This is a genomic window from Marinomonas ostreistagni (genome assembly GCF_016888445.1).
Taxonomy (GTDB): Bacteria; Pseudomonadota; Gammaproteobacteria; order Pseudomonadales; family Marinomonadaceae; genus Marinomonas; species Marinomonas ostreistagni.
Map to the genome: position 1 here is coordinate 82,951 of NZ_JAFEKF010000001.1, position 25,163 is coordinate 108,113.

Annotated in this window: 22 protein-coding genes and 2 tRNA genes; 15 read left to right on the plus strand and 9 right to left on the minus strand. The window is 46.7% G+C overall.

Translation table 11 applies throughout. The features are described 5' to 3' along the window. Window positions 1-26 precede the first annotated feature (26 nt). Together JQX58_RS00330 and JQX58_RS00335 are read right to left on the minus strand one after the other, a co-directional pair. On the minus strand, window positions 27-1,934 hold the full coding sequence (locus tag JQX58_RS00330; RefSeq protein ID WP_204144848.1) for a methyl-accepting chemotaxis protein: 1,908 nt from the start codon (window positions 1,932-1,934) through the stop codon (window positions 27-29). Window positions 1,935-2,084: 150 nt separating this feature from the next. Continuing rightward, a complete protein-coding gene (locus JQX58_RS00335) occupies window positions 2,085-2,963 on the minus strand; it encodes a LysR substrate-binding domain-containing protein (protein WP_204145793.1) in 879 nt (292 codons plus the stop codon). A 102-nt stretch (window positions 2,964-3,065) separates the two neighbouring features. Here JQX58_RS00335 and JQX58_RS00340 point away from each other — a divergent pair, with 102 nt between their 5' ends. The 7 genes from JQX58_RS00340 (at window position 3,066) to folE (ending at window position 11,056) form a co-directional block, all read left to right on the plus strand. Further along, window positions 3,066-4,274, plus strand: a complete 1,209-nt coding sequence (locus JQX58_RS00340) for an MFS transporter (RefSeq protein ID WP_204144849.1) — start codon at window positions 3,066-3,068, stop codon at window positions 4,272-4,274. A 149-nt stretch (window positions 4,275-4,423) separates the two neighbouring features. Further along, window positions 4,424-6,823 (plus strand): putative bifunctional diguanylate cyclase/phosphodiesterase, encoded by a 2,400-nt coding sequence (locus JQX58_RS00345; protein WP_204144850.1) that lies wholly within the window; start codon window positions 4,424-4,426, stop codon window positions 6,821-6,823. 59 nt (window positions 6,824-6,882) lie between these two features. Continuing rightward, window positions 6,883-7,851 carry a 2-hydroxyacid dehydrogenase gene (locus JQX58_RS00350; RefSeq protein ID WP_239090104.1) on the plus strand — a complete coding sequence of 323 codons (969 nt, stop codon included), beginning with the start codon at window positions 6,883-6,885 and terminating at the stop codon, window positions 7,849-7,851. Between the two features lie 41 nt (window positions 7,852-7,892). Further along, window positions 7,893-8,240 carry a 5-carboxymethyl-2-hydroxymuconate Delta-isomerase gene (locus JQX58_RS00355; protein ID WP_204144851.1) on the plus strand — a complete coding sequence of 116 codons (348 nt, stop codon included), beginning with the start codon at window positions 7,893-7,895 and terminating at the stop codon, window positions 8,238-8,240. Window positions 8,241-8,376: 136 nt separating this feature from the next. Beyond that, on the plus strand, window positions 8,377-8,892 hold the full coding sequence (locus tag JQX58_RS00360; protein WP_204144852.1) for a phosphatase PAP2 family protein: 516 nt from the start codon (window positions 8,377-8,379) through the stop codon (window positions 8,890-8,892). Next, window positions 8,889-9,968, plus strand: coding sequence for an MJ1255/VC2487 family glycosyltransferase (locus JQX58_RS00365; protein WP_204144853.1), 1,080 nt, complete (start codon window positions 8,889-8,891; stop codon window positions 9,966-9,968). The genes JQX58_RS00360 and JQX58_RS00365 overlap by 4 nt, the downstream gene beginning before the upstream one ends. 404 nt (window positions 9,969-10,372) lie before the next feature. Then, window positions 10,373-11,056 (plus strand): GTP cyclohydrolase I FolE, encoded by a 684-nt coding sequence (gene folE / locus JQX58_RS00370; protein WP_204144854.1) that lies wholly within the window; start codon window positions 10,373-10,375, stop codon window positions 11,054-11,056. A 66-nt stretch (window positions 11,057-11,122) separates the two neighbouring features. Here the strand turns inward: folE and JQX58_RS00375 are convergent, their stop codons facing one another. Next, window positions 11,123-11,992: a DMT family transporter gene (locus JQX58_RS00375; RefSeq protein WP_204144855.1), complete on the minus strand. Its 870-nt coding sequence runs from the start codon at window positions 11,990-11,992 to the stop codon at window positions 11,123-11,125. A gap of 184 nt (window positions 11,993-12,176) precedes the next feature. Here JQX58_RS00375 and JQX58_RS00380 point away from each other — a divergent pair. Then, window positions 12,177-12,261: transfer RNA gene (locus tag JQX58_RS00380), tRNA-Leu, on the plus strand. A gap of 167 nt (window positions 12,262-12,428) precedes the next feature. After that, window positions 12,429-12,513 (plus strand) — tRNA-Leu (locus tag JQX58_RS00385). A gap of 70 nt (window positions 12,514-12,583) precedes the next feature. On the opposite strand, the gene JQX58_RS00390 is transcribed toward JQX58_RS00385, so the two are convergent. From JQX58_RS00390 to JQX58_RS00400, 3 genes are all read right to left on the minus strand, one after another. Then, window positions 12,584-13,357, minus strand: coding sequence for an ABC transporter ATP-binding protein (locus tag JQX58_RS00390; protein WP_204144856.1), 774 nt, complete (start codon window positions 13,355-13,357; stop codon window positions 12,584-12,586). After that, a complete protein-coding gene (locus tag JQX58_RS00395) occupies window positions 13,354-14,577 on the minus strand; it encodes an MFS transporter (RefSeq protein ID WP_204144857.1) in 1,224 nt (407 codons plus the stop codon). Before JQX58_RS00395 ends, JQX58_RS00390 begins: the two co-directional genes overlap by 4 nt. Before the next feature lie 109 nt (window positions 14,578-14,686). After that, window positions 14,687-15,595 carry a helix-turn-helix transcriptional regulator gene (locus JQX58_RS00400; RefSeq protein WP_204144858.1) on the minus strand — a complete coding sequence of 303 codons (909 nt, stop codon included), beginning with the start codon at window positions 15,593-15,595 and terminating at the stop codon, window positions 14,687-14,689. 198 nt (window positions 15,596-15,793) lie between these two features. Here JQX58_RS00400 and exaC point away from each other — a divergent pair, with 198 nt between their 5' ends. The 5 genes from exaC to JQX58_RS00425 all read left to right on the plus strand — a co-directional run bounded on the left by exaC (window position 15,794) and on the right by JQX58_RS00425 (window position 21,631). Then, a complete protein-coding gene (gene exaC, locus JQX58_RS00405; RefSeq protein WP_204144859.1) occupies window positions 15,794-17,311 on the plus strand; it encodes an acetaldehyde dehydrogenase ExaC in 1,518 nt (505 codons plus the stop codon). 366 nt (window positions 17,312-17,677) lie between these two features. Continuing rightward, complete coding sequence (locus JQX58_RS00410) at window positions 17,678-19,246, plus strand: inorganic phosphate transporter (protein WP_204144860.1); 1,569 nt, start codon at window positions 17,678-17,680, stop codon at window positions 19,244-19,246. A 117-nt stretch (window positions 19,247-19,363) separates the two neighbouring features. Continuing rightward, the gene (locus tag JQX58_RS00415; protein ID WP_204144861.1) at window positions 19,364-20,044 is read left to right on the plus strand and encodes a hypothetical protein; all 681 of its coding nucleotides are present in this window, start codon (window positions 19,364-19,366) and stop codon (window positions 20,042-20,044) included. Window positions 20,045-20,117: 73 nt separating this feature from the next. Beyond that, window positions 20,118-20,906 carry a hypothetical protein gene (locus tag JQX58_RS00420; protein ID WP_204144862.1) on the plus strand — a complete coding sequence of 263 codons (789 nt, stop codon included), beginning with the start codon at window positions 20,118-20,120 and terminating at the stop codon, window positions 20,904-20,906. A 107-nt stretch (window positions 20,907-21,013) separates the two neighbouring features. Next, entirely contained in the window at window positions 21,014-21,631 is a 618-nt protein-coding gene (locus JQX58_RS00425) for a LysE family translocator (RefSeq protein ID WP_204144863.1), read from the plus strand. A gap of 3 nt (window positions 21,632-21,634) precedes the next feature. Here the strand turns inward: JQX58_RS00425 and JQX58_RS00430 are convergent, their stop codons facing one another. The 3 genes from JQX58_RS00430 to JQX58_RS00440 form a co-directional block, all read right to left on the minus strand. After that, window positions 21,635-23,551 carry a DNA topoisomerase III gene (locus JQX58_RS00430; protein ID WP_204144864.1) on the minus strand — a complete coding sequence of 639 codons (1,917 nt, stop codon included), beginning with the start codon at window positions 23,549-23,551 and terminating at the stop codon, window positions 21,635-21,637. A 74-nt stretch (window positions 23,552-23,625) separates the two neighbouring features. Continuing rightward, window positions 23,626-24,126, minus strand: a complete 501-nt coding sequence (locus tag JQX58_RS00435; protein WP_338040621.1) for a universal stress protein — start codon at window positions 24,124-24,126, stop codon at window positions 23,626-23,628. Between the two features lie 57 nt (window positions 24,127-24,183). Beyond that, window positions 24,184-24,348 carry a hypothetical protein gene (locus JQX58_RS00440; protein ID WP_204144866.1) on the minus strand — a complete coding sequence of 55 codons (165 nt, stop codon included), beginning with the start codon at window positions 24,346-24,348 and terminating at the stop codon, window positions 24,184-24,186. 157 nt (window positions 24,349-24,505) lie between these two features. Between JQX58_RS00440 and JQX58_RS00445 the strand changes: the two genes are divergently transcribed. Continuing rightward, window positions 24,506-25,126: a BamJ family beta-barrel-assembly machinery protein gene (locus JQX58_RS00445; RefSeq protein ID WP_204144867.1), complete on the plus strand. Its 621-nt coding sequence runs from the start codon at window positions 24,506-24,508 to the stop codon at window positions 25,124-25,126. Window positions 25,127-25,163 lie beyond the last annotated feature (37 nt).

A 25,163-nucleotide genomic window follows, 5' to 3' on the forward strand; every position in this document is an offset into this window, starting at 1 on the left:
GGCTTTTTAATGTTGGCTTAGTTTAATTAACTCTTAAAGTGGTGAATGTTGTCACGTAGTTCATGCGTAAGCTGTTCAAGTTGCGTGGCGATAGCGGAATTTTCCTGTGCAAAGCTGACCATTTCGCGCGCGCCATTATCGACTTCCGTGGTGTTATCACTGATGCCTTTGGTGACGCTGGTTTGCTCTTCGGTTGCACTGGCAATTTGCGTTGAGCGATCACTGATGTTAGTGATTAACTGTTTGATGTCATCAAAGTTATTACGCGCCACGCTAATGTCTTCAACACTCTGGTTGGCTTGTTGATGACTGCGTTGGATTTGGCTGACGGCGTTACTGCTGCTAGATTGCAGGTTTTCAATCATGCTTTGGATTTCTTCAATCGAACTGTACGTTCGTTGACTCAACACCCGCACTTCATCCGCCACTACCGCAAAGCCTCGGCCTTGTTCACCGGCACGTGCCGCTTCAATTGCCGCGTTTAGGGCGAGTAGGTTGGTTTGCTCGGCAATCTCGGAGATGGTGTTCAAAATAGAGTTAATGTTGTCTGCATCTTGGCTCACTTTGCTGATCACTTCTGAGACGCTACTCACTTCATCGGCCAAGCGTTGAATGCTGTTTTGGCTGGCATCAATTTGCGCTTGTCCAGACTCACTAGACGATACGGCATTGTCGGCATTTTTCGCCGTTTCTAGGGCATTGTCAGCAATTTCTTGTGTGGCTTGCGCCATTTCATGCACGGCGGTAGCGACCATAGTGATGCTGCTTTGCTGTGATTGTAGGCGGTCAGTATTGTGGGTTGTGGTGGCATTCATCGATTGTGCTTGTTCAGAAAGCTTGCCGCCGATATTTTTGATGTTGTTGATGGTGCCTTGTAAACGCTCGACAAATTGATTGAAGGCTGTCACCAGTTGTGCCACTTCATCTTTAGAGTGAACACTGATGCGAGCGGTTAAATCCCCTTCGCCGTGGGCTATGTCTTGTAGACGGGTGGTCACCGTTTTAAGGTCTTTAAGCAGTAGTTGCGAGACTTTAAAAATAATTAAAGAGGCCACTAAAAGTAGCACTAGCACAGAAATACTAGCAAATGTGGCAAAGTTATTAATCGGCGCCTGCAGCACCTCTTTATCCATAATCAGGCCAAGGCGCCAGTTGGTGCGACCAAGCTCTGAAAAATAGGCGTATTTGGGCGTGCCCGCAACTGAGATTTCTTGGAATTCTTTCGACTCCAATCCTTGCTCAATCACGGTTTCAGAAAGGCCATAGTCCAGCTCTGTGATGTTTTTCTGAATCAAAGATTTGTCTTGGTGGGCCAGTAAAAGTCCCTCTTGATCAAGCAAAATAATCTCACCGTTACCGAGCACATCTAGCTCTAATATACGGTTTAGTAAGTCGTCTAAAAAGACCAAGCCACCGATGGCACCGACGAATTCACCTTGCACATAAATAGGCTCGACAAACGTCATAGAAAGCTTTTGCGTGGAGGCGGAAATGTAAGGGTTGGTCACGTATTCTTGCTGTGATGCTTTGACGTTGGTATACCAAGAGCGCACGCGAGGGTCGTAGTCAGCGCTGTTTAGGCTTGGATCATGGCGGTACATATGGCCATTCTCAAGACCTAGAAACGTCATGCCAAAGCCCAGACTCGCTTGAGCTTGCTGCAAGACGGCCAAAATATCGGCTTCATTTTCGCCCTCCTCGGTCAGCACAGTTTCAAGGTGGCGTCGTACCGTTTTCATGGTGGCTTCGCGGTCGCTGTACCAGTTCGACAGATAAATGCTTACAGCAGAGGCTTGCGAGGCGGATTCAGAGTTGATGCTGTTGTGATTCGACTCATTGAACTTGGCAAAAGCCAACCAGCCGATCGTCACTGCGACAATCAGTGTCGCGATAATACTTTGCAGGGTGATTTTTGTTTGAAGTGATAATTGCATTCGGCTTCCTTAGGCAATTTAAGACGTGTCTAAATCATAGAAACACAGATGGTGCAGCGATACACCTTTTATTCCATGAAGGTTATCGCACATCAATGTTACAAGTTCCTTAATGCAATAATTGTGCGCACTTTATTTACTAAAGTTAATTTATTTTAGTTGCTCTTGGGCAATTAAAAAGTTGAGAAAGGTTTGGTTCGCTTTTGATAAGTAACTGTCTTTGCGCCAAGCAATATTCAGGTCAAGCCATATAGGCTCAGAAAACGGCCGTGTGACCAGTCCATCACTGTCATCAATCACCATGTTTAGCAAAGTGGAAACACCAAAGCCTTGTTTTACAATGGACTTAATAAGTGGGATGAGGTTTGTTTCAAAGCCAATATTGGGTATTAAGTGCTGCTGTTTAGCTAACCGATCAATGACTTTTCGGTGAAAGTAGCCTTCTTTAAACATGACTAATTCTTGTTGGAAAAACTGCTCGGGGGTCACGCTCGATTGTTTGGCAAAAGGGTGATCTTGGTTGATGGTGACCATCATTTGCTCTTTAAGTAGGGCATGGCTGCCTAAATGATCGACTGGGTTTTCGGCGACAATGACGCTTAAATCAATCTCACCAGCTTCGAGCATTTGTTGCAGTTTCCAAGTGCCACCTTCAATTACCTGTAGCGATAAACGTGGGTAGCGATGTTTAAACGCCATTAAAATCGGTGGGAAATAATAAGAGCCTAGCATGCTTGGAATACCTACTCTTACTTCACCTGAGCTTAAGTCATGTAATTCATTCATGGCTGTTTGTGTTTCGTCGGCAACGGTCATCAGTCGGCGTGCGTGGGCTTGGAGTACTTTGCCTTCATCGGTCAGACTTATCTTACGTTCATAGCGATGAAATAGGGCGACACCAAACTCTTGCTCCAGTTTTTTGATCGCCATACTGATGGCGGGTTGAGCTATGTGCAGCTGCTGTGAGGCGCGCGTGAAGCTCAGGTGGTCGGCCACGCACAGGAAATATTTTAAAGGTTTAATTTCTATCAATTTTTATTATCCATATAATAATTTATATATATTTTATTGATAGTTTAGGCTGGCGTATAGTGAAAGTCTCTTTTTACGACGACAAACTAGGTGGTTAGTGTGATTGAAACAGGCGGTTGGGCATTTTGGCGCGGCACATTAGCGCTAATCATTGGCTCGTTTATGGTGTTTGCAAATGTCTATGTGACCCAGCCATTATTACCTATGATTGCCGAGCAGTTTGCTATCAGTGAGCTGCAAGCGGCCAGTAGTTTCACCATTACTACCCTGACACTAGGGATTTCGTTGTTATTTTATGGCCCTTTATCCGATGCCCTAGGGCGCAAAAAAATCATGCTGCTAACATTGGTGGGCGTTACATTGACCACGGCAGCGCTATCTTGGGTACAGGACTATCATTGGTTATTAACGCTCAGAGCATTACAGGGCTTTTTCTTGGCTGGGTTGCCTGCCATTGCGGTTGCTTATTTAGGGGATGAATATACGCCACATGCTTTGGCCGTGGCAGTCGGGTTATACATCAGTGGCAATACTTTAGGTGGTATTGGCGGTCGTTTGATCGGCGGCTTTGTGGGCGAATGGCAAGGACCTTCTGCGGCGTTTTTGGCGATGGCGCTGATTAGTGTCGTGTGTGTGGCGATCTTTGCACTGTTGCTACCTGCCTCGCGGCACTTTGAGCCGAAGCGCTTTCGCGTGAGCTCGATCGCATCCAATGTCAAACTACATTTAAGTAATCGTATTTTGCTACTTTGCTATGTAATCGGCGGTTTTAACTTTTTTATTTTCATCAACCAATACAGTTACATTACCTTTGTATTAGAAGATGAGCCATTTTCGCTGTCGGCTAAATATGTCAGTTTACTATTTCTGACCTATTTAAGTGGCACCATCGGCTCGGCCTTCTCTGGACGTCTGGCAACCATTTTGCCTCAGCCTCGGATCATGACCTTAGGCACACTGACGTTGATGCTGGGTACTGTGATTACGCTTCATAGCTCCCTTTGGGCCATCATTTTGGGCTTATTAGTGAATTGCTTTGGCTTCTTCCTTTGCCATTCCACCGCCAGTGGTTATGTCAGTAAGCAGGCCAAGCAAGCCAAGGCCAGTGCGTCTTCACTCTACTTAGTATTTTATTATTTGGGCGCCAGTTTAGGAGGCTTTTACTTAGATCCTTTCTGGCAAGCTGGGCGTTGGCCTGGGGTCGTGCTGGGCTCACTGCTTATTTTGACCTTTGTTTTATGTGTCACCTTAAAACTAGGACGTGCTTCGCAATCTTGCCCATCCTCACCGGCATTGGCAAAGCGTTAGTCAGAGAAGTGTCAAAATTAAGTCATGTAAAGGTGTATTAGTGAGGGATAGATAAAACCTTTCAACGAGTAGGGGTTCTATGTATAGTCAAGGTTATATCACAACAGGGACTCCAGTGTTCACTAGGGCTAAGGTTATAACGTATCTTGATGACGACAGCATGGAATAAGTCGCTTTTCTTAAAGCAAGCATTGGCGACCATAGGGCTAGCTTTAGTGTTAAGCCTTGCGCTGAGTGGGCTTAAAGCTTATGACACATTAGGCCATGAACCACAACGCATTCGCGCGGAATTCAATCAAGTTCTGACACTGGTTGAGCAGCCGTTAGCGCAGGCGTTATTTCGTTACGATCAAGCCTCGGCGCAACAACAGGCGAGCAGTTTACTTTACCATCCTGCGATTGAACGTGTGCTTATCCTTGATGAAAACCAAACATTTTTTGCGCAAGCAAAAGCCGCCACTGAGCTCGCCAAAATAGATGAAGATTGGGTGAGTGAGCTCTTGCCCAGTGAGTTAAGTGTTTCCCGTCAGTTAGCATTTCCAGGCCGAGATGCCGCATTGGGGTTTGTGGTACTCGAGCTTGATGAGTCCTACCTAGCAATGCAAATATTGCGACAAAATGGCCAGCTGTTGATTCAAAACTTAGTCAAAGATGTGCTTTTGGCTTGTCTCTTGTCGCTGCTATTTTATGTGTTGATAACACGTCCAGTGAAGCAGCTCACACAAGCAATATCTAAGGTGGATGAGACCCAAAACGTACAAATGCCAAACGTTTTTAGCCGCTGGCACAGTCATGATGAATTAGGCCATTTACAAGCTGAATTTAGTCAGATGTGGCGGCGTATGAATGGCGCGTTAGAGGATCTAGATCACAGCCATCAACACGCCAAAGCTATGATTAAGCACGCTGCAGACGGCATTTTAGTACTGAATAGCGAACTCACTATTATGGTTGCCAACGAAGCGGTGGAAGTGCTGTTAAACAGAAGTGCTCAGGCGCTAAAAGGGCAGCATATTACCGCGCTGAATCATCCTGATTTTTGGCAAGTATTTGAACAGAACTTGCAGACTCTAGCGTTAGATAAAGTAATGACCTTAGAGACCAGCTTTGAGGGCGCGCAGCAGCGAGTGCCCGTTGAAATTCGCACCACCAAGTATTCGGTTCATGATCAAGTGGAAACGGTTCTGCTTATACGTGATCTATCAGAGCGTAAAGAAGCGCAGAATCGCATCAATCGCTTGTCTTTTTATGACTCATTGACGCATTTACCCAACCGTACGCTTGTTACTGAGCAACTGCAAAAGACCATTGCTAGGTTGGATGGCGCTACCTCTGGCGCGTTGATTCTTCTCGACCTTGATCGCTTCAAAACCATCAATGATGCCCTTGGACACAATATTGGCGATCAACTACTGGTTAAGTTAGTGGACGATTTATTGCCCCTAGTACCTCCCAACACGACCTTTGCTCGCATTGGCGGAGATGAATTTGTATTTTTATGGGAGCAGGTGCGTGGTAAGGCTGAAGAGCATAATGTCGCCATCGCCAACTTTATACAGCGAGTGTTATACGAATGTTCCAAAGTCAAAGAGGTTGCTGGTCATGAGCTACATGTGACAGCAAGTTTAGGAATTTCTTTTTTTGATCGACAGGCTGAATCCCCTGACGAAGTATTGCGCCAAGCCGATACGGCGCTTTATCAAGCTAAAGCGATGGGCAGAAATACGTTTGTCTTTTTTCAGCAAGATATGCAGCGTATGTCTGATGCACGTCTGCGTATCGAGCGTGCTTTGCATCGTGCGCTTGAACAGCAGGAGTTTGAGGTCTATTACCAACCGCAATTGGACTCGTTCGGTCACCTGATCGGAGCAGAAGCTTTATTACGCTGGCATTCACAAGAGTTGGGAGCGGTTTCCCCTGTAGAATTTATCCCAGTGGCTGAGGATATTGGTTTGATTAGTGAGATCAGTAATTGGGTTATGTATCAAGCCATGCAACAAGTTATGCAGTGGTCCCAAGCAGGTCTTTGGCAAGACAGCTGGCGTATTTCCATCAATGTCAGCCCAGTACAGTTTTCGCAGCAGGATTTGGTGCACGATGTCGAATCAGCACTGGCTAAAACGGGATTGCCAGCAACCTTATTGGATCTTGAAATTACCGAAAACATGCTGATGTCAAATATAGATATGGCGATCAGCAAAATGACCCAAATTCGTCGTCTCGGCGTGAGCTTATCGGTTGACGATTTTGGCACTGGCTACTCTTCTTTGCGCTACCTTAAGGATCTGCCGATTGACCGTTTAAAGATTGATCAGTCTTTTATTCGTGAGTTAAGTGCCGACAATAACAGTGAGACGATTGTCAGAGCGGTTATTGCGATGGGCCATGCACTACATTTAAATGTGCTGGCTGAAGGTGTGGAAACATTGGCGCATTTTGAACGATTGAACGCCATGGGATGTTATACCTATCAAGGTTTTTATTTTAGTCGGCCTATCTCAGCGCAGGGGTTTACCAACTACTGTCGCAAGCAGACGCAACTGGTTTAAAATTACCCCAACAGTACTGGGCGAGCCCTGAGCTTTAGAATCATGGTATATTAGCTGCAATGACCCAAATGGAGAGCTTTAGCGTGCGTGCTGCCATCCCTTTTGTATCCCAAGAAAACCCTGAAAAAGAGCGAGTTTGGTTGGAGACCTTGTCAAAGTATCTACCCGATGAGGCGATTTTACCGTTAGACAAGTTGTCAGAAGGGGAACGACAATTAGCTGATGTGGCGATTGTAGCCAATCCTGATCCACAAGCTCTAAAGCAACTGCCAAATTTGGTGTGGGTGCACAGTGTATGGGCCGGTGTGGAGCGACTGGTCAATGATTTAAGCGAGCAGAGCTTTAGCATCGTGCGTTTAGTGGACCCACAATTGCAAGAGGCCATGGCCGAAGCGGTGCAGGCGTGGAGCTTATATTTGCACCGAGATATGTTCGAATACGCCAAGTTGCAACGCCAAGCTACTTGGCAGCCACTGCCATATGTACCTGCTTCAGCACGAACGATTGGTGTGCTGGGGTTGGGCGAGCTGGGGCGTGCCAGCGCTGAGCGCTTGCTGGCGACTGGGTTTAATGTCATTGGTTGGAGTCGCAACGAAAAAATCATCGACCAAGTGACGACCTACACCGGTGATGAAGGGCTAGAGACGGTTCTTAAAAGCAGTGACATTGTTGTGTGTTTACTGCCCTTAACAAAGGACACACGAGGACTATTAGGCTTTGAAGCGTTGGCAATGATGCAACCCGGTGCCTGCATTATTAACTTCGCCAGAGGTGATGTGATCGATGAGGAAGCGTTGCAGTATGCTCTTAATACAGGTCAGCTTAAGCACGCGGTGCTAGATGTGTTTGCGATCGAACCTTTGCCTAAGTCACACCCGTTTTGGACCCATCCCAATATCACTGTATTACCGCATATATCCGCGCAAACCAATATCGATTCGGCCTGTCAGATAGTGGCGCAAAATATTCGTAATTATCGCCTGTTAAATTTACTGCCGGATGTGGTCGATACAAAGCGCGGCTATTAAGCCTTGCTGTTGCCTAAATAACTACAACAAAGGAGATCGTCATGCCCCATTGCATCGTCGAATATAGTCATAACCTAGAACAAGAAGTCCCTCCTCATGATTGGATCGAGGCGGTGCAGCAAGCTTGTTTAGCGACCGAATTGTTTCAACCGAGTGACATTAAGCTGCGCGCCTTTGCTTGTAAGCACTTTATTACGGGGGGCGTACAGGACGCTTTTGTACACGTAACGATTCGCATGCTACCAGGGCGCTCTGTGGAGCGTAAAAATGAGTTATCCCAGTCAGTTTTAGACGCCTTATGCAGTTTTTCGATTAAACAAGTCAGCCTCTCTGTAGAAATCATTGAGATGGACAAAGACAGCTATGCAAGGCGAATAATCCCAGCTTAATGCTAAACCGCCTATAGATTTACACAAGCGTCTAAGGACAAGGCGCGTGCTGTCATAAAAGCATCACGACACTGCCACGAAACTGACACTCCTAGCTTCTATTTTGAATATATAAAAGAAGGGAATGAGGGTGCTCATGAACATTTTGAACAGTATTCATAATATCGATGTATCAACGTTCTACTGGCTGATGGCAAGGAAGAATCGCCAGTTTCTAACCCGTGTTAGCCGCGGGGTGTCGCATTCTGCAGACGGACCCTTGTATGTGTTAGTAGCCCTTGGTCTTTGGTGGGCAGATTACACCCAATGGGCAATGATCATCGCCACCGGTTTTATTGTCGAACGACTGTTGTATTTTGTTTTGAAGAAAAGCTTCAAGCGTAATCGCCCCGCCGATATCTTGGATGACTTTACCAGCTTTATTCACCCTTCCGATCAATTTTCTTTCCCATCCGGCCACACCTCTGGCGCCTTTTTTATGGCCTACTGCTTAAGTGAATGGTTTCCAGAGATCAGTTTGAGCTTATACAGCTGGGCCACAATGGTGGGCATGTCACGTATATTTTTGGGCGTACACTTTCCGACTGATACCGTTATGGGCGCCTTATTAGGCACGGCGTGTGCGATCCTAGCGTTTGGAGTGGTTGTATGAAGATTTTATATGGCGTGCAAGGCACGGGAAATGGACACATCACACGTGCTCGTGCGCTGAGCGTAGAGTTTGAAAAGCTTGGCGTTGAGGTGGATTACGTGTTCTCAGGTCGAGCCGAGCAAGAGTATTTTGATATGGCTTGCTTTGGCGATTACCGCACCTTTCAAGGGCTATCTTTTGTCGCCAAAAATGGCCGCGTCAATATCTTTGAGACCTACAAGCAGGCACAGCTATTGCGTTTGATGAAAGACATTAAAGCCTTGGATCTTAGTGACTACGATTTGGTATTAACCGACTTTGAGCCGATAACAGCATGGGCGGCCAAGCGTCAGGGCAAGCCTTGTTTAGGTGTGGGTCACCAATACGCGTTTAATTACGATATTCCAAAACATCAAGGGGATTCCTTTGGCGCTTGGATTTTGTCACGTTTTACACCTGTAACCCAATCAGTTGGTGTGCATTGGCATCATTTTGGCGAGCCAATATTGCCGCCAATTATTCAACATCATAGTGACTGCGAACAGGCCGAAGATGATCAAGTGCTGGTGTATCTGCCGTTTGAAAACAGCGAAGATGTGCTGGAGTGGTTAGAAGCGGTTCCTAATTATCAGTTTCGCATGCACTGTAAAGACATCGAGCCTGGTCAATATGGCAATGTGCGTGTGTATCCATTTAGTCGTGATCAGTTTCAGCTTAATCTGCGCCAATGCAAGTCGGTGTTGTGTAATGCTGGGTTTGAGCTGAATTCAGAAGCGCTACATATGGGGCGTCGTATCTTGGTGAAGCCGCTGCACGGCCAAGTCGAGCAATTATCTAATGTCGTGGCGCTGGAGCGCTTAGGGTTTGCGCAATGCGCCCAGCAATTAGATGCCGAAGTCATCGCCAATTGGTTGGAACAGGCGAAGGTAGTAAAAGTCGCATTTCCAAATGTCGCCGCTGCCATTGCTAAATGGATTGCCGGTGGCGCTGAGGAGCCATTGCAATCGTTGAGCCAATCACTCTGGCAGCAAGTCGCGCCAACACCACATGTCAGTTTTGATTATGCACCGGCGGTAACCTTTTCAGTAGCGAGTTAATGTATTGCTGCAAATGAAGGCCCCAAACGGGGCCTTTTTTCGTTTAATGTGGCGTAAAAGGGCAGGGAACTCTGGTTTCGATACGTGCAAAGAAAAGCATAACGCTGCATGTTCTAGTAAGCTTCGCCGTTATGTGAGAGTAAATATAAGTGACGACTAACACCTGTTAGCCAGCTTGTCATAACGCCAATGACAAAGATTATAAGCAGAAATCATTAAAAAAATGGCTTTTAAGGTTACAATCAGGTGAACACGAGGGGCAAGCAGCGGTACAATAGCCCTAAGTAGTCGTTACATGACAGGGCGAACCTTAGCATCAGATGGAGGTCGTCATTTGGCACGATATGGATGATCTCTCGCTCTTAGCATCATGAATGAACGAATTAGCTAGTTAAGGTATAGATATGACAACTGCAATGGCAGAAACCAGTAAAGTTAGCAGTATTGCGCTTTCTGATGAGGCGGCTCGAGTTCGTGATGCGCTCATCAAACACGGCTTAGAAACCCCAATGATCGATAATGGCTTCTCAACAGAAGAGAAATACCAGCGTATCAAGGCGGCTTTTGAAGATGTGGTGTACACCTTGGGCTTGGATCTTTCGGACGATAGTCTGGCTGAAACACCGCACCGCATCGCGAAAATGTACGTAAAAGAGATCTTCTCAGGTCTGGATTATGGCCAATTTCCTAAGATCACTGTCATTGATAACAAAATGAAAGTTGATGAAATGGTTAAGGTCAGCGACATTTCTTTTACCAGCACCTGTGAACATCACTTTGTCACGATTGACGGCTTAGCAAAGGTCGCTTATCTACCTAAGAATAAGATTATTGGTTTGTCCAAGATTAACCGCATCGTGCGTTTCTTTAGTCAGCGTCCACAAGTACAAGAGCGCCAAACGCAACAGATTCTAGTCGCGTTACAGACATTGTTAGAAACGGATAACGTGGCGGTCAGCATTAATGCAACCCACTACTGTGTCAAAGCACGTGGTGTGATGGACGCGAGTTCGTCGACACAAACTACAGCGCTAGGTGGTTTGTTTAAGCGCAGCGATAAAACTCGCGGCGAGTTTTTAGCGAATTAAGCTTATATTAAGCAGAAAAAAGGAGCCATTGGCTCCTTTTTTATTGTCTGAATGTTGCTGCGTAAGTTAGGCCGTTTTTGCGTCTTGGCGTTTAACAAACCACTCATTAAGATACAGTGCGGCGATAATAATGCCACCACCAATCGCCAAGCGGGTAATGTCGGCGTCACGGTTCCAAAACAGTACATTGACCAAGATCCCAGCTGGGATGAGAAGGTTGTTCGCCACAGCGAGCGCACCGACGTTGACCAAGGTCGCGCCTTTGTTCCAGGCAAAATAACCAAACCCCGAAGCCACGATCCCTAGATAGACAAGAATGCCCCATTGGGTAGGAGTGCTCGGTAATTGCTCGATATTCCCAAGTGCTAAGAAACACGGCAGTACGACTAAAAATGCGCCAATAAAGAACCAGCCAAATAAGGTAAGCTGCGGTAATTTAACCTCTGTTTTAGCCATTAAGCGCTTATAAGCCACTTGGCCTAGACCGAAGCTAAGGTTAGCGCCCTGTACCAATAAGAAGCCCTGAATAAAGCCTTCATCGATGCCTTGATAACGAATACTTACCGCGCCAGCTACGGCAACCAAAGCACTGATGATAAAGCCTGGGTTAAAGCGCTTTTCTAGCAAATCGTTGATCACGGCAATGTAAATAGGCGTCATCACGGTGAAGAGCAATACTTCTGGTACCGATAAATGCAAAAACGATTGGTAATAAAAGCCATACATGATGCCTAACTGACATGCGCCAATCGCCATCAGTTTTAGCGCCAAAGGCCAAGGTGTTTGTTTAAATTTGATAAAGGGTAAAAAGACCAGCATCGCTAAGCTGATGCGCATGAGTACCGAAAACCATGAGTCGACTTGGCCAGCTAAATAGACGCCAATGAGGCTAAAAGAAAACGCCCATAAACCGGTAATAGCCAATAAAATCCACATAGAACCTGCTCCTGTAAATGTTGCGCGCATTATAAAGTGAACTCACCATAGTGTCAGTAAACCTTGCGGCGATTGATTGGTTTACTAGCGGCTCATTGCACGTGCTTTCCCGTGAAAAATAAAAATCCTTTTAAAAAATACTTGACCCTAAGTAAGAGATCCCTATAATACGCATCCATTCCAAGCGGGAGTGGTGGAATTGGTAGACACGCTGGATTTAGGTTCCAGTGCTTCACGGCGTGAGAGTTCGAGTCTCTCCTTCCGCACCAAATTAAAGAAAGCTGAGTTACTGAGTGACTCGGCTTTTTTTATGCCTAAAATAAAGCATTGATTTACTTAAAGTTTATTTAAAAAATTGAGCGCGATCTTTTTATTAAAAAGTTATCTAAAGCGCTTGACCTATGGCCGCGCTTCTCTATAATACGCGTCATTCCTTGCGGGAGTGGTGGAATTGGTAGACACGCTGGATTTAGGTTCCAGTGCTTCACGGCGTGAGAGTTCGAGTCTCTCCTTCCGCACCAAATTTAAAAAAGCCGAGTTACTCAGTAACTCGGCTTTTTTTATGTCTGAATTTTTTGCTGACGCAGCAGCTTAGTCGAGCCAGATGTGGTAATAGTCATTGTGCTTATCAAGCTTCACTGGCGTATCGTACAGATCACTGAGCACTTCGCTAGTCAGTACCTCTTCTTTTGCCCCATCGGCAATTACCGCCCCATGTTTGATCAAAATGACACGTTGAATTTCAGGAATAATCTCACCGATATGATGCGTGGTCAGCAGCAGGCTGTTATCAGGCTTGGCGTAGTCACGCATGATATTAAGCAGCAGAGCAGAGGCTTTGATATCTAAGCCGTTGGACGGCTCGTCAAAAATCAAAGCTTGCGGCTTGTGGATCAACGCACGCCCAATTAATAGACGGCGCTTTTGTCCGGTTGAGAGGCGCTGAAAATGTGTCTCTTTGTAGTCTCCCATGCCAACATAGTTAAGCATCTGTTTAGCTTGATCAATTTGCTCGGCACTGGGCGTTAGATGTCCGTGTTGTCCAATCGCACCAAAGAATCCCGATAGAATCACTTCTATGGCCGTCGTGTACGGGGTGTAGTCTTCTTGTAGATCCTGTGAGATCAGACCGATTTGTTTGCGCAGATCCCAAATAGTGACGCGCTCCAAATCAAACAGCTTAATGTGGCTATCATCTTTAACGACCGGGTAGAGCTCGCGGGTAATGAGCTTTAGGAACGTGCTTTTACCGGCCCCGTTAGGGCCTAAAATAGCGACCTTCTCCCCTTGGCCGATGTGCACATTAAAGTTCTCAAATACTTTTTTGTCGCCTTGAAACGCGGTGATGTTTTTTAGTTCGATCATTTTTCTTCATTCTCTAAGGTGTTGCGGTGCAGCAAGCTTGGGAATAGCACCATCCAAAGACCGACGACGGCGATGGTACCAAAGCCCCCTAAGACGATTGCGGGCACCGTGCCAAATAGGGCTGCTGTGGCGCCTGATTCGAATTCTCCTAGCTGATTCGAGCTGCCGATGAATACCGAGTTGGCGGCGCTGACACGGCCACGCATTTCATCGGGGGTTTCAAGCTGTACTAACGTTGAACGCACGACCACGCTAATCATGTCCGAGGCACCTAGTACAAACAATGCCGCCATAGATAAAATCAGGTGTTCAGACAAACCAAAGGCAATTGTCGCAACACCGAAGACCGCCACCGAGGCATACATGATTTTACCGACGCTATGAGTCAAAGGGCGGCGTGATAAATACAGCGACATTAATAGTGCCCCTAAAGCCGGGGCGCAGCGCAAGAGCCCAAGCCCCCATGGACCAGTATGTAGAATGTCTTTGGCGACAATCGGTAGCAGCGCGGTTGCGCCCCCTAGTAACACGGCAAACATATCCAATGACACTGAGCCTAAAATTAACTTGTTGTTTTTAATAAAACGTAAGCCGCCCAACAAATGGTTGAGATCGACCGGCTGCTTGCCTTTAGCAACGTAGTCATAGCGCAAGAAAAACAAGATGCAACAAGAGATCAGAAAGCAGGCCATGCTGGTGAAATACAGCGTCGGAGCGCCTAGCAAATAAATGACACCTCCCAGTGCTGGTCCAGCAATAACACAAATCTCACGTGCGGATGCGATAGCGCTGACGGCCCGAGATAGCAGAGCGGCTGGAATTAGGTTAGGTAAAATAGACTGTGCCGCAGGCATCTCAAAGGCTCGTGCGGTGCCCAGTAATACCGCGCAGGCATAGATCATATTGGCCGAAATAGTATCGCTAAGATTGCCGTAGGCAAGAATGGCAACAGTAGAAGCCATAGTTAGGCGGGTACACACACAAATAAGGCGGCGATTGTAGCGGTCAGCAACATGCCCAACGACAAGAGTTAGCAGCAGTTGTGGCAGAAACTGAAACAGACCTACCAGGCCAAGTGCCATCGCACTGTCGGTCAAATCATACACTTGCCAGCCGATGCCCACTGTGAGCATCTGAAAAGCAAACGATGAGGCGATTTGACCCACCCAAAAATGCACAAAGTTGCGCTGCTTGAGCAGCGAAGTTGGAATGCTCGACATGAAAGTCCTTTTTGACACAGAAAGGGAAGTTAATAGAGTTTATCAACGAACCTGTGAGAACACTAAGGGAGTGTAATAACTTGCTCCCTTTAATCCATATTCATTACAACTAGCTTGGTTGGTTCTGTGCTTGGCGTGGCGACATGCCGTAGTGTTGATGAAAACGGCGACTGAAGTGACTGAGGCTCTGATAGCCTAGCTCCATGCTTACTTGGGTCACGGAATGGTGTTGTTTGAGCTTGTCTAAAGCAACCGTCATACGGCGTTGATGCTGATATTCGCTCGGCGTGCAAGCGAGATGGCGTTTGAACTCTTGATAAAAGCGGCTGCGACTCATGCAGGCCAATCGACTTAAATGATCAATATCCAGTGGCAGCGCCAAATTCGCTTCGATAAAACTTAATGCCGCACTCAGACCATTGTTATCTGGCATCGAACGAATGAAGTTCAATAAGGTTTCTCTGCCATGATAACGCAAGATACGAGTAACCAATTCACTGACGCCAAAGTCCACCAACAGGTCTCTATCGGGATCGTTTTGCACGAAATCACTCACCAGGCGATTGATCAGTTGTTGTGTGCCCTGAGTGTGTAAGGTGTGCAACGGCTTGTTGGCGTCTAAGAGCGGTAGCTGGGCACCGAAAGACTGGCTGTTGATATCGTTCATGCGATCGCATATCTGCGCCACGCGCTCTTCGGAGATTTCGACCGTAAGACAGGTGGTTGGTGCTTCCATTTGCGCTTCTGGAAAATCAATAAACACTTCTTCCTTAGGCGCTAATATAAACGACTCGTGAGGCATAAATGGGATGTCATGCTGATAGTGGGTATGCATGACTTTGGCACCTTTGATCATGCCACAGTAGAGTAGCGCATCGGACTTTAAGCTGACTTTTTGTGCTTGTTCGTAGGTGTCATAAATACTCAGCTCAGCATTGGGCCCAGCAAAGCATATACGGTTTTCGACAAGCTGGCTTGGGCGGCGTAGTGCCGCCAAACTGGCTAAATGTTGCGACATACACACCTCTTAATATTGTTTTCGGTGATAGTGCGGGTAAAGAATAACTCTAATCATTAACCCAAGAGTCTGTGGGGGTCAACTTTTATGGACTGGCAGACAAACATTTTAGACTGTCAGGCAAGTAAGTTGCGGATTATCCGACTACATTGAAAGTATAGCTATTGTGCTTACAACAACAATAATGGAGTAAACAGTATGATCTATGCGAAACCCGGTTCAGAAGGCAGCATCGTTTCTTTCAATGAACAATACGAAAACTTCATCGGCGGCGAATGGGTCGCGCCCGTCAAAGGCGAATATTTTGATAATGTGAGCCCAGTTGATGGCCAGCCATTTTGTCGCATTCCACGCTCTAGCGAAGCCGATATTAACCTTGCCTTGGACGCAGCACACGCCGCCAAAGATGCGTGGGGCAAAACCTCTGTTCAAGCGCGTTCACTTGTCCTGCTAAAAATTGCCGATCGCATTGAGGCCAATTTGGAGGCCATTGCCGTGGCCGAAACTTGGGATAATGGTAAGGCTGTGCGTGAAACCCTAAACGCAGACGTACCGCTAGCTGCTGACCACTTCCGTTACTTTGCCGGCTGTATTCGTGCCCAAGAAGGTTCGATCGGTGAAATTGATGAAAACACGGTGGCGTACCACTTCCATGAGCCATTAGGTGTGGTCGGACAAATTATCCCGTGGAACTTCCCACTACTCATGGCGGCATGGAAGATTGCGCCAGCGCTTGCAGCAGGTAACTGTATTGTGCTTAAACCGGCTGAGCAAACGCCTGCATCAATCCTAGTGCTGATGGATTTGATCAAAGATTTACTGCCTGCAGGTGTGTTGAATATCGTGAACGGTTACGGCGCAGAAGCCGGCCAAGCGCTAGCGACCAGTACACGTATCGCTAAAATCGCGTTCACCGGTTCAACGCCAGTAGGTTCGCATATCCTAAAATGTGCCGCTGAAAACATTATTCCATCGACGGTAGAGCTGGGTGGTAAGTCACCTAATATCTACTTTAGTGACATTATGAATGCGGAAGATGAGTTTATCAGCAAGTGTGTTGAAGGCACGGTGCTGGCGTTCTTTAACCAAGGGGAAGTGTGTACTTGTCCTTCACGATTGTTGGTACAAGAAGACATCTACGAAGATTTCATCAAGTTAGTCATCGATCGCATTGGCAAAATCAAACGCGGCAATCCACTTGATACTGACACCATGGTCGGTGCTCAAGCTTCACAGGAGCAGTACGAAAAGATTTTAGGTTACCTAAATATTGGTCGTGATGAGGGTGCTGAAGTGTTGGTGGGCGGTGACAAAGAAGTTGTCGAAGGCTTTAATAGCGGTTACTACATCAAGCCGACATTGCTTAAAGGCTCTAATGACATGCGCGTGTTCCAAGAAGAAATCTTTGGTCCTGTCGTCGCTGTCACGACTTTTAAGGATGAAGCTGAAGCACTCGCTATCGCCAACGATACAGAGTTTGGCTTGGGTGCGGGTGTGTGGACACGTGATACCAATTTAGCTTATCGCATGGGACGTGGCGTTCAGGCTGGTCGTGTATGGATGAACTGTTATCACCAATACCCAGCGCATGCAGCATTCGGTGGCTACAAAAAATCTGGTGTAGGCCGTGAAACGCACAAGATGATGCTGGATCACTACCAACAAACCAAAAATATGCTGGTCAGCTACGATATTAACCCTATGGGTTTCTTCTAACGCATCGCATAGTGCGTTTACCCTAGAATTGGTCCTCCCAATTCGCCTTTTAGCCCCTTCGGGGGCTTTTTTATTGGCAGAGATTTAAAAGCAACTACACTAATATTTCATACCTGTAACATAGCTGTCATATAACGGACATATACTGGTCACCAAATTGAAATGAATCAAAAAATTGGCCAGTTGCTCAGAAATAAACCGAGTTCGGGTTTTTATGCCTAACAACTGAGTGTAAAATGAGCGCGTTTCAATTTTTGAACTACTTTTGACGGATTAATGTGCAGAGCTAGATAGGCAGTCTAGGAAGAGGATTGCTGCGCTACGAAGCAATCTAGAGTCGTTTAATTAATAAAGAAGTATTGTTATATGAATCTTGCTGATTACGGATCGAGCGCTAAACCTTCTCGCGGTGGTGAAATTGTTCGTATTTTAATTGCCTTGGCATTTGTTGTACTAGCGGGTGCTTACGCAGCATCTCATGGCGAATTGGTGTCAAATGTATCCATTCTTGCGATTGCCGCAGCGTTTGGTGCTTACATGGCTTTGAACATCGGTGCTAATGACGTAGCTAATAACGTCGGCCCAGCCGTCGGCTCAAAAGCCTTGTCGATGACAGGGGCAATCCTAATTGCAGCCATCTTTGAGGCATCTGGTGCCTTGATTGCTGGTGGCAGTGTGGTTGGTACGATCAAAAAAGGCATCATCAATCCGAGTGCGATCGGTGATGTTGCCACCTTTATTTGGGTGATGATGGCGGCGCTTTTGGCGGGCGCTATTTGGCTGAACCTAGCGACTTACTTAGGTGCGCCAGTGTCAACGACACACTCTATTGTCGGTGGTGTGATGGGCGCAGGTATCGCAGCAGGTGGCTGGGATATCGCTAACTGGGACAAGGTCTCTGCTATCGTTGCCAGCTGGGTGATTTCACCAGCGCTGGGCGGTTTGATTGCGGCGGGCTTCCTTATCTATATCAAGCGTTCGATTACCTATAAGAGCGATATGATCGCTGCGGCGAAAAAAGTTGTCCCTTTATTGGTCGCTTTAATGGTATGGGCGTTCTCTACCTACCTAGCACTAAAAGGTCTAAAACAAATTTGGAAGTTAGATTTTGTCACAGCGATGTTGATTGGCTTTGCTTTGGCGATGACTGCTTACTTTATTGTGCGTCCGCTAGTGGATCGCGCTGCGGCTTCCTTGAAAAATGAAAAAGATGCCGTTAATAGCCTATTTACGATTCCTCTGATTGCCTCTGCAGCGCTATTGAGTTTTGCCCACGGTGCGAATGACGTAGCCAACGCTATTGGGCCTTTGGCTGCTATCAATGATGCTTTGCTGCACGGCGGCGTGTCTTCTAAAGCGTCTATCCCGCTATGGGTAATGCTGCTAGGCGGTCTAGGTATTGCGATTGGTTTGGCATTGTTTGGTCCAAAACTGATTCGTACGGTAGGTTCAGAAATCACTGAGCTTGATAAAACGCGTGCATTCTGTGTGGCGATGGCGGCAGCGATTACCGTGATCATCGCTTCTCAACTAGGTTTGCCTGTGAGCTCTACGCACATTGCTGTAGGTGGTATCTTCGGTGTGGGCTTCTTGCGTGAATACTTGAAGCTGTCTTACGAGAAGAAACTGGCGCAAATCGAGAAGCACTCGCAGCGCTCAGGTCTAGGTGTCGATGAAACCCATGAATTCCTAGAGCGCTTTAAAGTGGCGGACGTGGAAGAAAAACGTGCCATCTTGCGTGAAGTCAAAGCTCTTCAAGGTGCAGCGCCGATCAGTAAAGAAGAGCGTAAGAGCCTTAAGAAAGCGACTAAGAAAGAGCTGGTTAAACGCTCAGCCTTGTTGCGTATTGCGGCGGCTTGGGTCATCACAGTGCCCGCTTCAGCATTGCTAGCTGCTTTGATTTTCTATGCGTTGCTAGGCTACTCAGTCGCTTAATTTTGATACTTGTTTCGTTTTTATTAAAAACCGGCCATGCGTAATGGTCGGTTTTTTTATATGCTTAAAAGATCCCTTTAACCTTATTTAGGTATGACCGTGACGCAAAGTTTTTTGGTGACGATGGTGGTGTTGGTGGTGGTTTTGATCGCTTTAGGCGCAATGGGAATGGCGCTGTGGCGGTTTTATGCCGAACAAAAGCTTAAGCAGCACAAAGAGCTTCAAGCTCTAACTGCGCGCTGCTACAAAATTATCGATCTATTGAATCTCCTTTCTGATCGCTACCTGTCACTGATGACTAAGACGGTCTTGATTGAGTACTTAATTGCGTCCATACACACCATCGAGCGCCATGGTTCAGACCGTGAACTGGCGTCGTATTTACCACAATATTTGCAGTGGCTTGCTGAATTAAAGGACGGAACGCAAGCAAGTTTGAATGACAAAGTGCAAACACATCTACAATTGACGCAAGTACAGGCAGGACTGCAGGTAGTTCCATTACTATTAAGGGGCTTGGTGACCAGTAAAGTTATCGATCAAGCGACCGCTAAAGAAGAGGTAAGTAATACACGTTTTGCGTTTTGCCTCGCGCATCATGATCTCTTGTTAAAAGAAGCTGAAGTTAGCTTAGATGATGATAAAAAAGCTCGTGCGCTTGAGAAAATGCGACTGGCGTTGGCCGAAATGGAGAAGGTCGTTAACCTGAGTTGGTCTGAGCCATACATCGAAGCGTTGCAAATTCGCATCAAAAGCATAGAAGCAGAACTATTTGGAAAAAAGCCTAGAGCAAGCTAAGTCATTCTGCTATAAGAATTATTTGAATATTAATATTTACCTATAGGGTATTTATGCATCGGAAACGCATTTTATGACTGCCATTATTGTTACTCTGCTGTTGCTCGTGATCGGCGGTTTTATTGCGTTCGCGATTTACCTGCAGATGAAAGAGCAGGCACGTATTGAGCGTTTGCGAAAGGTGGCTCTGCTCAATAATCAGCTCAGGCAGGTGCGCCGCTATCTAGATGAGCTACCGGCTCAGTACCAGCCGAAGGATATGCGCTTGTGGCTTTATAGTCGTATGATTGCGATCTGTGACGAACTGTTGTCCATTCAGCCAGATGAGCCGTTGTCACGTCGTCGACGCTTTTTGCACGAGGAGATGGTGCAGTTTCAAGAAAGCAAAGAAAAGCGTCGTGCGAAACCCGTGGTTGATGAAGTACAAATCATGGAGTTGAAGCGTATTTTTGAGTCCTTCCACCAGTACTTACAGTCTGAAAAAGCCAACAAAAAAATCTCCGATGAGGTGTTTGCGCGCTTTGATGAGTTACTGCATTGGTATAAATACAAAGTCACTGCAGACCACCATGCTTACACAGCGCGACAGTACTTTTTGACGCACAAGATGGAAGAGGCGATTCAAGAATATCGCTTGGCCATTGGTCACCTTAAGCCAGTGGAAGAAAGTGCGGAAGCGGCTGCTAAAATCCTTGAGTTTGAAGAAACTATCGCAGAGATTGAAGAGGACATTGCACTGCAACAGCGTGAAGCAGAGCTTGAGGCTGAGGCGCAAGAGGATGAGCAAGGCGAAGAAGAGCTCAATGATGAGTGGCAGAAATTCATGGAAGACAATGAATTCCAAAAGAAAAAGCACTTCTAATTTTAACCACGCGGTTATTTTCCCAGTTGTTCCCAAGTTCACCTGTGCGCAATTGATATACTGCAGACATCTAAGACCCGCTGCAGCTCATAATTTCGGTTAACGCAATGACCCTTACGCTTCTTTCAGTATTTGTACCTACCTTCTTTTTTGTCTCGATCACCCCAGGTATGTGTATGACCTTAGCGATGACGCTAGGCATGACCATAGGCGTTAAACGCTCATTATGGATGATGCTGGGTGAACTCGTCGGTGTGGGGTTGGTGGCTACTTTGTCGGCCGTCGGTGTTGCAGCGTTACTACTGAATTATCCAACGGCTTTTGTAGTATTCAAATACGTAGGTGGTGCTTATTTAGCCTATATAGGGGTGCAAATGTGGTTGTCGCGGGGCAAAATGGCGATCAAAAACGAAGCGGAGTCCCAGCCTGCTGGAGTATTTGAGTTGATGACGCAAGGCTTTGTCACGGCGATTGCTAACCCTAAAGGTTGGGCGTTTTTCGTTGCGCTACTGCCACCTTTTCTTAATGCATCAGCACCGCTGGCGCAGCAGTTGGTGAGCTTGATTGCCATTATTTTAACGCTCGAATTCTGCTGTTTGATGATTTATGCAACCGGCGGGCGCACATTGCGTTCGGTGCTTTTAAAAAGCGGTAACGTACGCATTATGAACCGTATTGCCGGTACTTTGATGATTGGCGTCGGTATTTGGCTCGCCTTCGGCTAAGCGCTAAGTCGTTTTTTTAGTACGCTTCGGCTTGCGGCTGTAGCGTTTTTTAGTGCCGCGTTTGGGGGCTTGAGGCAGGTTGCTAAAGTTGCTCAATTGGCCACTTCGAGCGGTAGTTACTAAGGTGTTAAGTCCGCTTACAAGCTCATCCATAAAGGTTTGATAGTGTTCAGTATTTTTACTGATACCATCGAGCATCGCTTCCCATTTTGCCGTCATATCCGGTACGGTCGTTTGTTCGGGTAAGGCCTCGATTAATGCCGTACCTGTCGCCGTAGCATGGATTTGTTTGCCGTCACGTTGTAAAAAACCGCGCTTGAACAGCAACTCAATGATACTTGCTCTTGTCGCTTCAGTGCCCAAGCCATCTGTCTCTTTAAGTATGGCCTTAATATCGGCAGCGGTGACGAAGCGGCTGATACCTGTCATTGCGGCTAGCAAGGTGGCATCGGTAAACGCGTCTGGCGGCGTGGTTTCTTTATCTAAGACTTCCCCTTTCTGACAATGTAAGGTTTGGCCTTCTATCAAGCTTGGTAGCTCTGGTTGTTCTTTTTTGTTGGCCGGCATTAATGCTTTCCAACCCAATTTCGTCACCGTTACTCCTGAGGTAGTAAATTCACCGCCTTCGATGGTGACGTGAATCTTAGTCGCTAAGTATTCGTAGGCCGGTAAAAACTGAATCAAGTACTGGCGTGCAATCAGCTCAAAGACTCTACGTTCATCGCTATTAAGCTTGCTGAATGCCGCTAGCTGACTGGTCGGTATGATGGCATGGTGCGCGCCGACTTGTTTGTCGTTCCAAGCTTTGCTTTTCTGCTGCGGGTTGGCGTCTTGTGCTGCGTTTTGAAAAGGGAGCTCAAGTTTTTTTAACTGGCCGACAATGGTTGTAGCTTGTTTAAATTGTTCGGTTGGCAGGTAGCGGCAGTCCGATCGTGGATAAGTGATCATTTGGTGGCGCTCGTACAGCGCCTGACAGGTATCGAGTACTTTTTGCGCCGACATAGAAAACGCTTTAGCGGCGTCAATTTGCAGGGCTGACAAATTATAGGGCAGTGGCGCAGTCTGTTTTTTGGGGCTTTTGTCGTAGCCTGTGACGGTCGCTGGTTTATCCGTGATACGACGTGCGACATTTTCTGCTAATGGCTTACTGAGTACACGGCCTTCTTCGTCTTGATAGGGCTCACAGGCTTTGCTGGGTTGCCATTTGGCTTGAAAGCTTTGCTGTTGTTCAGTGAGCAAGTGTGCGATGACTTGATAATAAGCCTTAGGGACAAACTCAGCGCGCTCTTTGTCTCGGCGTACGACTAGGCCAAGTACGGGCGTTTGTACGCGACCAACGGACAGTACGCCTTGATAGCCTGCTTGGCGGCCTTTGACGGTATAAGCGCGTGTTAAGTTGATGCCGTAAAGCCAGTCAGCTCTGGAGCGCGCGAGGGCTGAACGCGATAGCGCGGCAAATTCTTTATTAGGACGCAGCTGGTTTAGGGCCTTTTTGACCGCAGGTAAGGTCAGGTCGCTGATTAATAAACGTTGCGTATGTTCCAGTTTTGCTTTGCTAACTTTACTAAAGTGTAAGACTTCATCGACCAGTAGTTGACCTTCACGATCAGGGTCTCCTGCATGCACGATTTGATTGGCTTGTTTGAGGAGTCGCTTAACTACCGCAAGCTGTTTTTTAGTGTTTGCTTTGGCTTTCCATTGCCAGTCATCTGGCACAATCGGTAAGTGATCGAGACTCCATTGTTTGTAATGGGGAGCGTAATCCTGCGGTTCAGCAAGCTCGAGAAGATGGCCGATGCACCAAGTGACGCAATCACCATTAGGCAGCTCAATGTAGCCATCGTGCTTTTTTTGTGGGTTGGGTAGGGCGCTGGCGATAGCGCGAGCAAGGCTTGGCTTTTCGGCAATGTATAAGATCATGGATACACAAGAAATCTGTAAGTATGGTTATTTATACAGTATTTTGTGTATCCAAGTCCAATCTCGCTAAGTGGTTACTTTAAAATCGGAACCACAAGAACGGGTACGCGGCTATGGTGAACCACTTTGTTAGCGGTTGAGCCAATGACCATTTGGCCAATACGGCTATGGGTGCGGCTGTTCATAACGATTAGGTCAGCGCCCACTTTCTCTGCGGTAAGCTCGATGGCTTCGGCTGGGATGCCATGTACGACTTCAAGCTCAGGCGTCGCTGGTAGTTCTTTAACATCTTCTGAGTGCGCTTCCATAAAATCGCGCAAATAAGTTTGCATGCGGTCGAGGGTTGAGCGAACCGCGTCTTCACGCATTTCTTGAATGCTTTCGTCTGAGATGTAGTTATGGATCATGTTGGCTGCTTGGGCAGTGATTGGCTCCATCGCATGCATGATGACAACTTTTGCTTGATTTGAGATCGCTAGATTCATGACCATCTCCATGGCTTGATTAGTTCTAGGCTCTAAATCGCAAGCATATAGAATAGTGCGGACTTTAGGTAACATCTGATTTCTCCTCATTCGGATGATAACTTAAGTCTAAACATTTCATATTAAGGTGGCGTGACGCAAGTCAAACTAGCGTTCTAGCACCAATAAAAAATTCTTATTGGGGCTATCAAGATAGCCATCTGCGATGAAGCCAAGGGCGGCAATACTGAGGATTAGAGTAACAAAGGCGACGTTCAGCCACAGTTGGCTTTTTTGTGTTTTAGGTGTGAGTGTGGCGAGCAATTTGGACATATCGGTCTACCTCCTTAGTCAGTCTATGATATTAATGATAATCAATATCATTAATAAAATCTAGTGTTTCAGTGCCTTCCCTAGGTCGGCAATGAGAGACCGTTGTGGTAGACTTTTGACCTCGATTTTTTAACTGTACTTATAAAGAGATTAAGTTATGTCTGAACTGTCTTACGCGACAAATGAAGCGAAAATTGCCTACGGCATCGGCCGTCAAATCGGCGACCAACTGCGCGGTAGCGACTTAGGTGAGTTGTCTTTGGATCACTTGTTCGCAGCGATCCAAGATGCGCTAAACGATCAGCCAATGGCAGTACCAGCTGATGAGCTAGAAGCCGCTTTTGCCCAGTTGCAAGAGAAAATGGAAGAGAAGTCTCGTGCGGCAGCGGCTGACGAAATTGCTGCAGGCGAAGCGTTCCTAGCAGAAAACAAAGCGCGTGATGGCGTTCAAGTAACAGAATCTGGTCTTCAATACGAAGTACTGGAAGAAGGTACTGGTAACCAGCCAGTTGCGTCTTCAACAGTGCGTGTTCACTACGAAGGCCGTTTGGTTGATGGTCAAGTATTCGATAGCTCAATTCAGCGCGGCGAGCCAATTGAGTTCCCACTTGCTGGTGTTATTGCTGGTTGGACAGAAGGTCTACAGCTAATGAAAGAAGGTGCTAAATACCGCTTAACGATTCCTGCGAATCTGGGTTACGGTGCCCAAGGCGCTGGTGCGGTCATCCCACCTCACGCAACTCTAGTATTTGATGTTGAGCTGATTGCGATCCTGTAAGGTTTGCCCAGTTAAACACGAAAAAATAGGAGCCAAG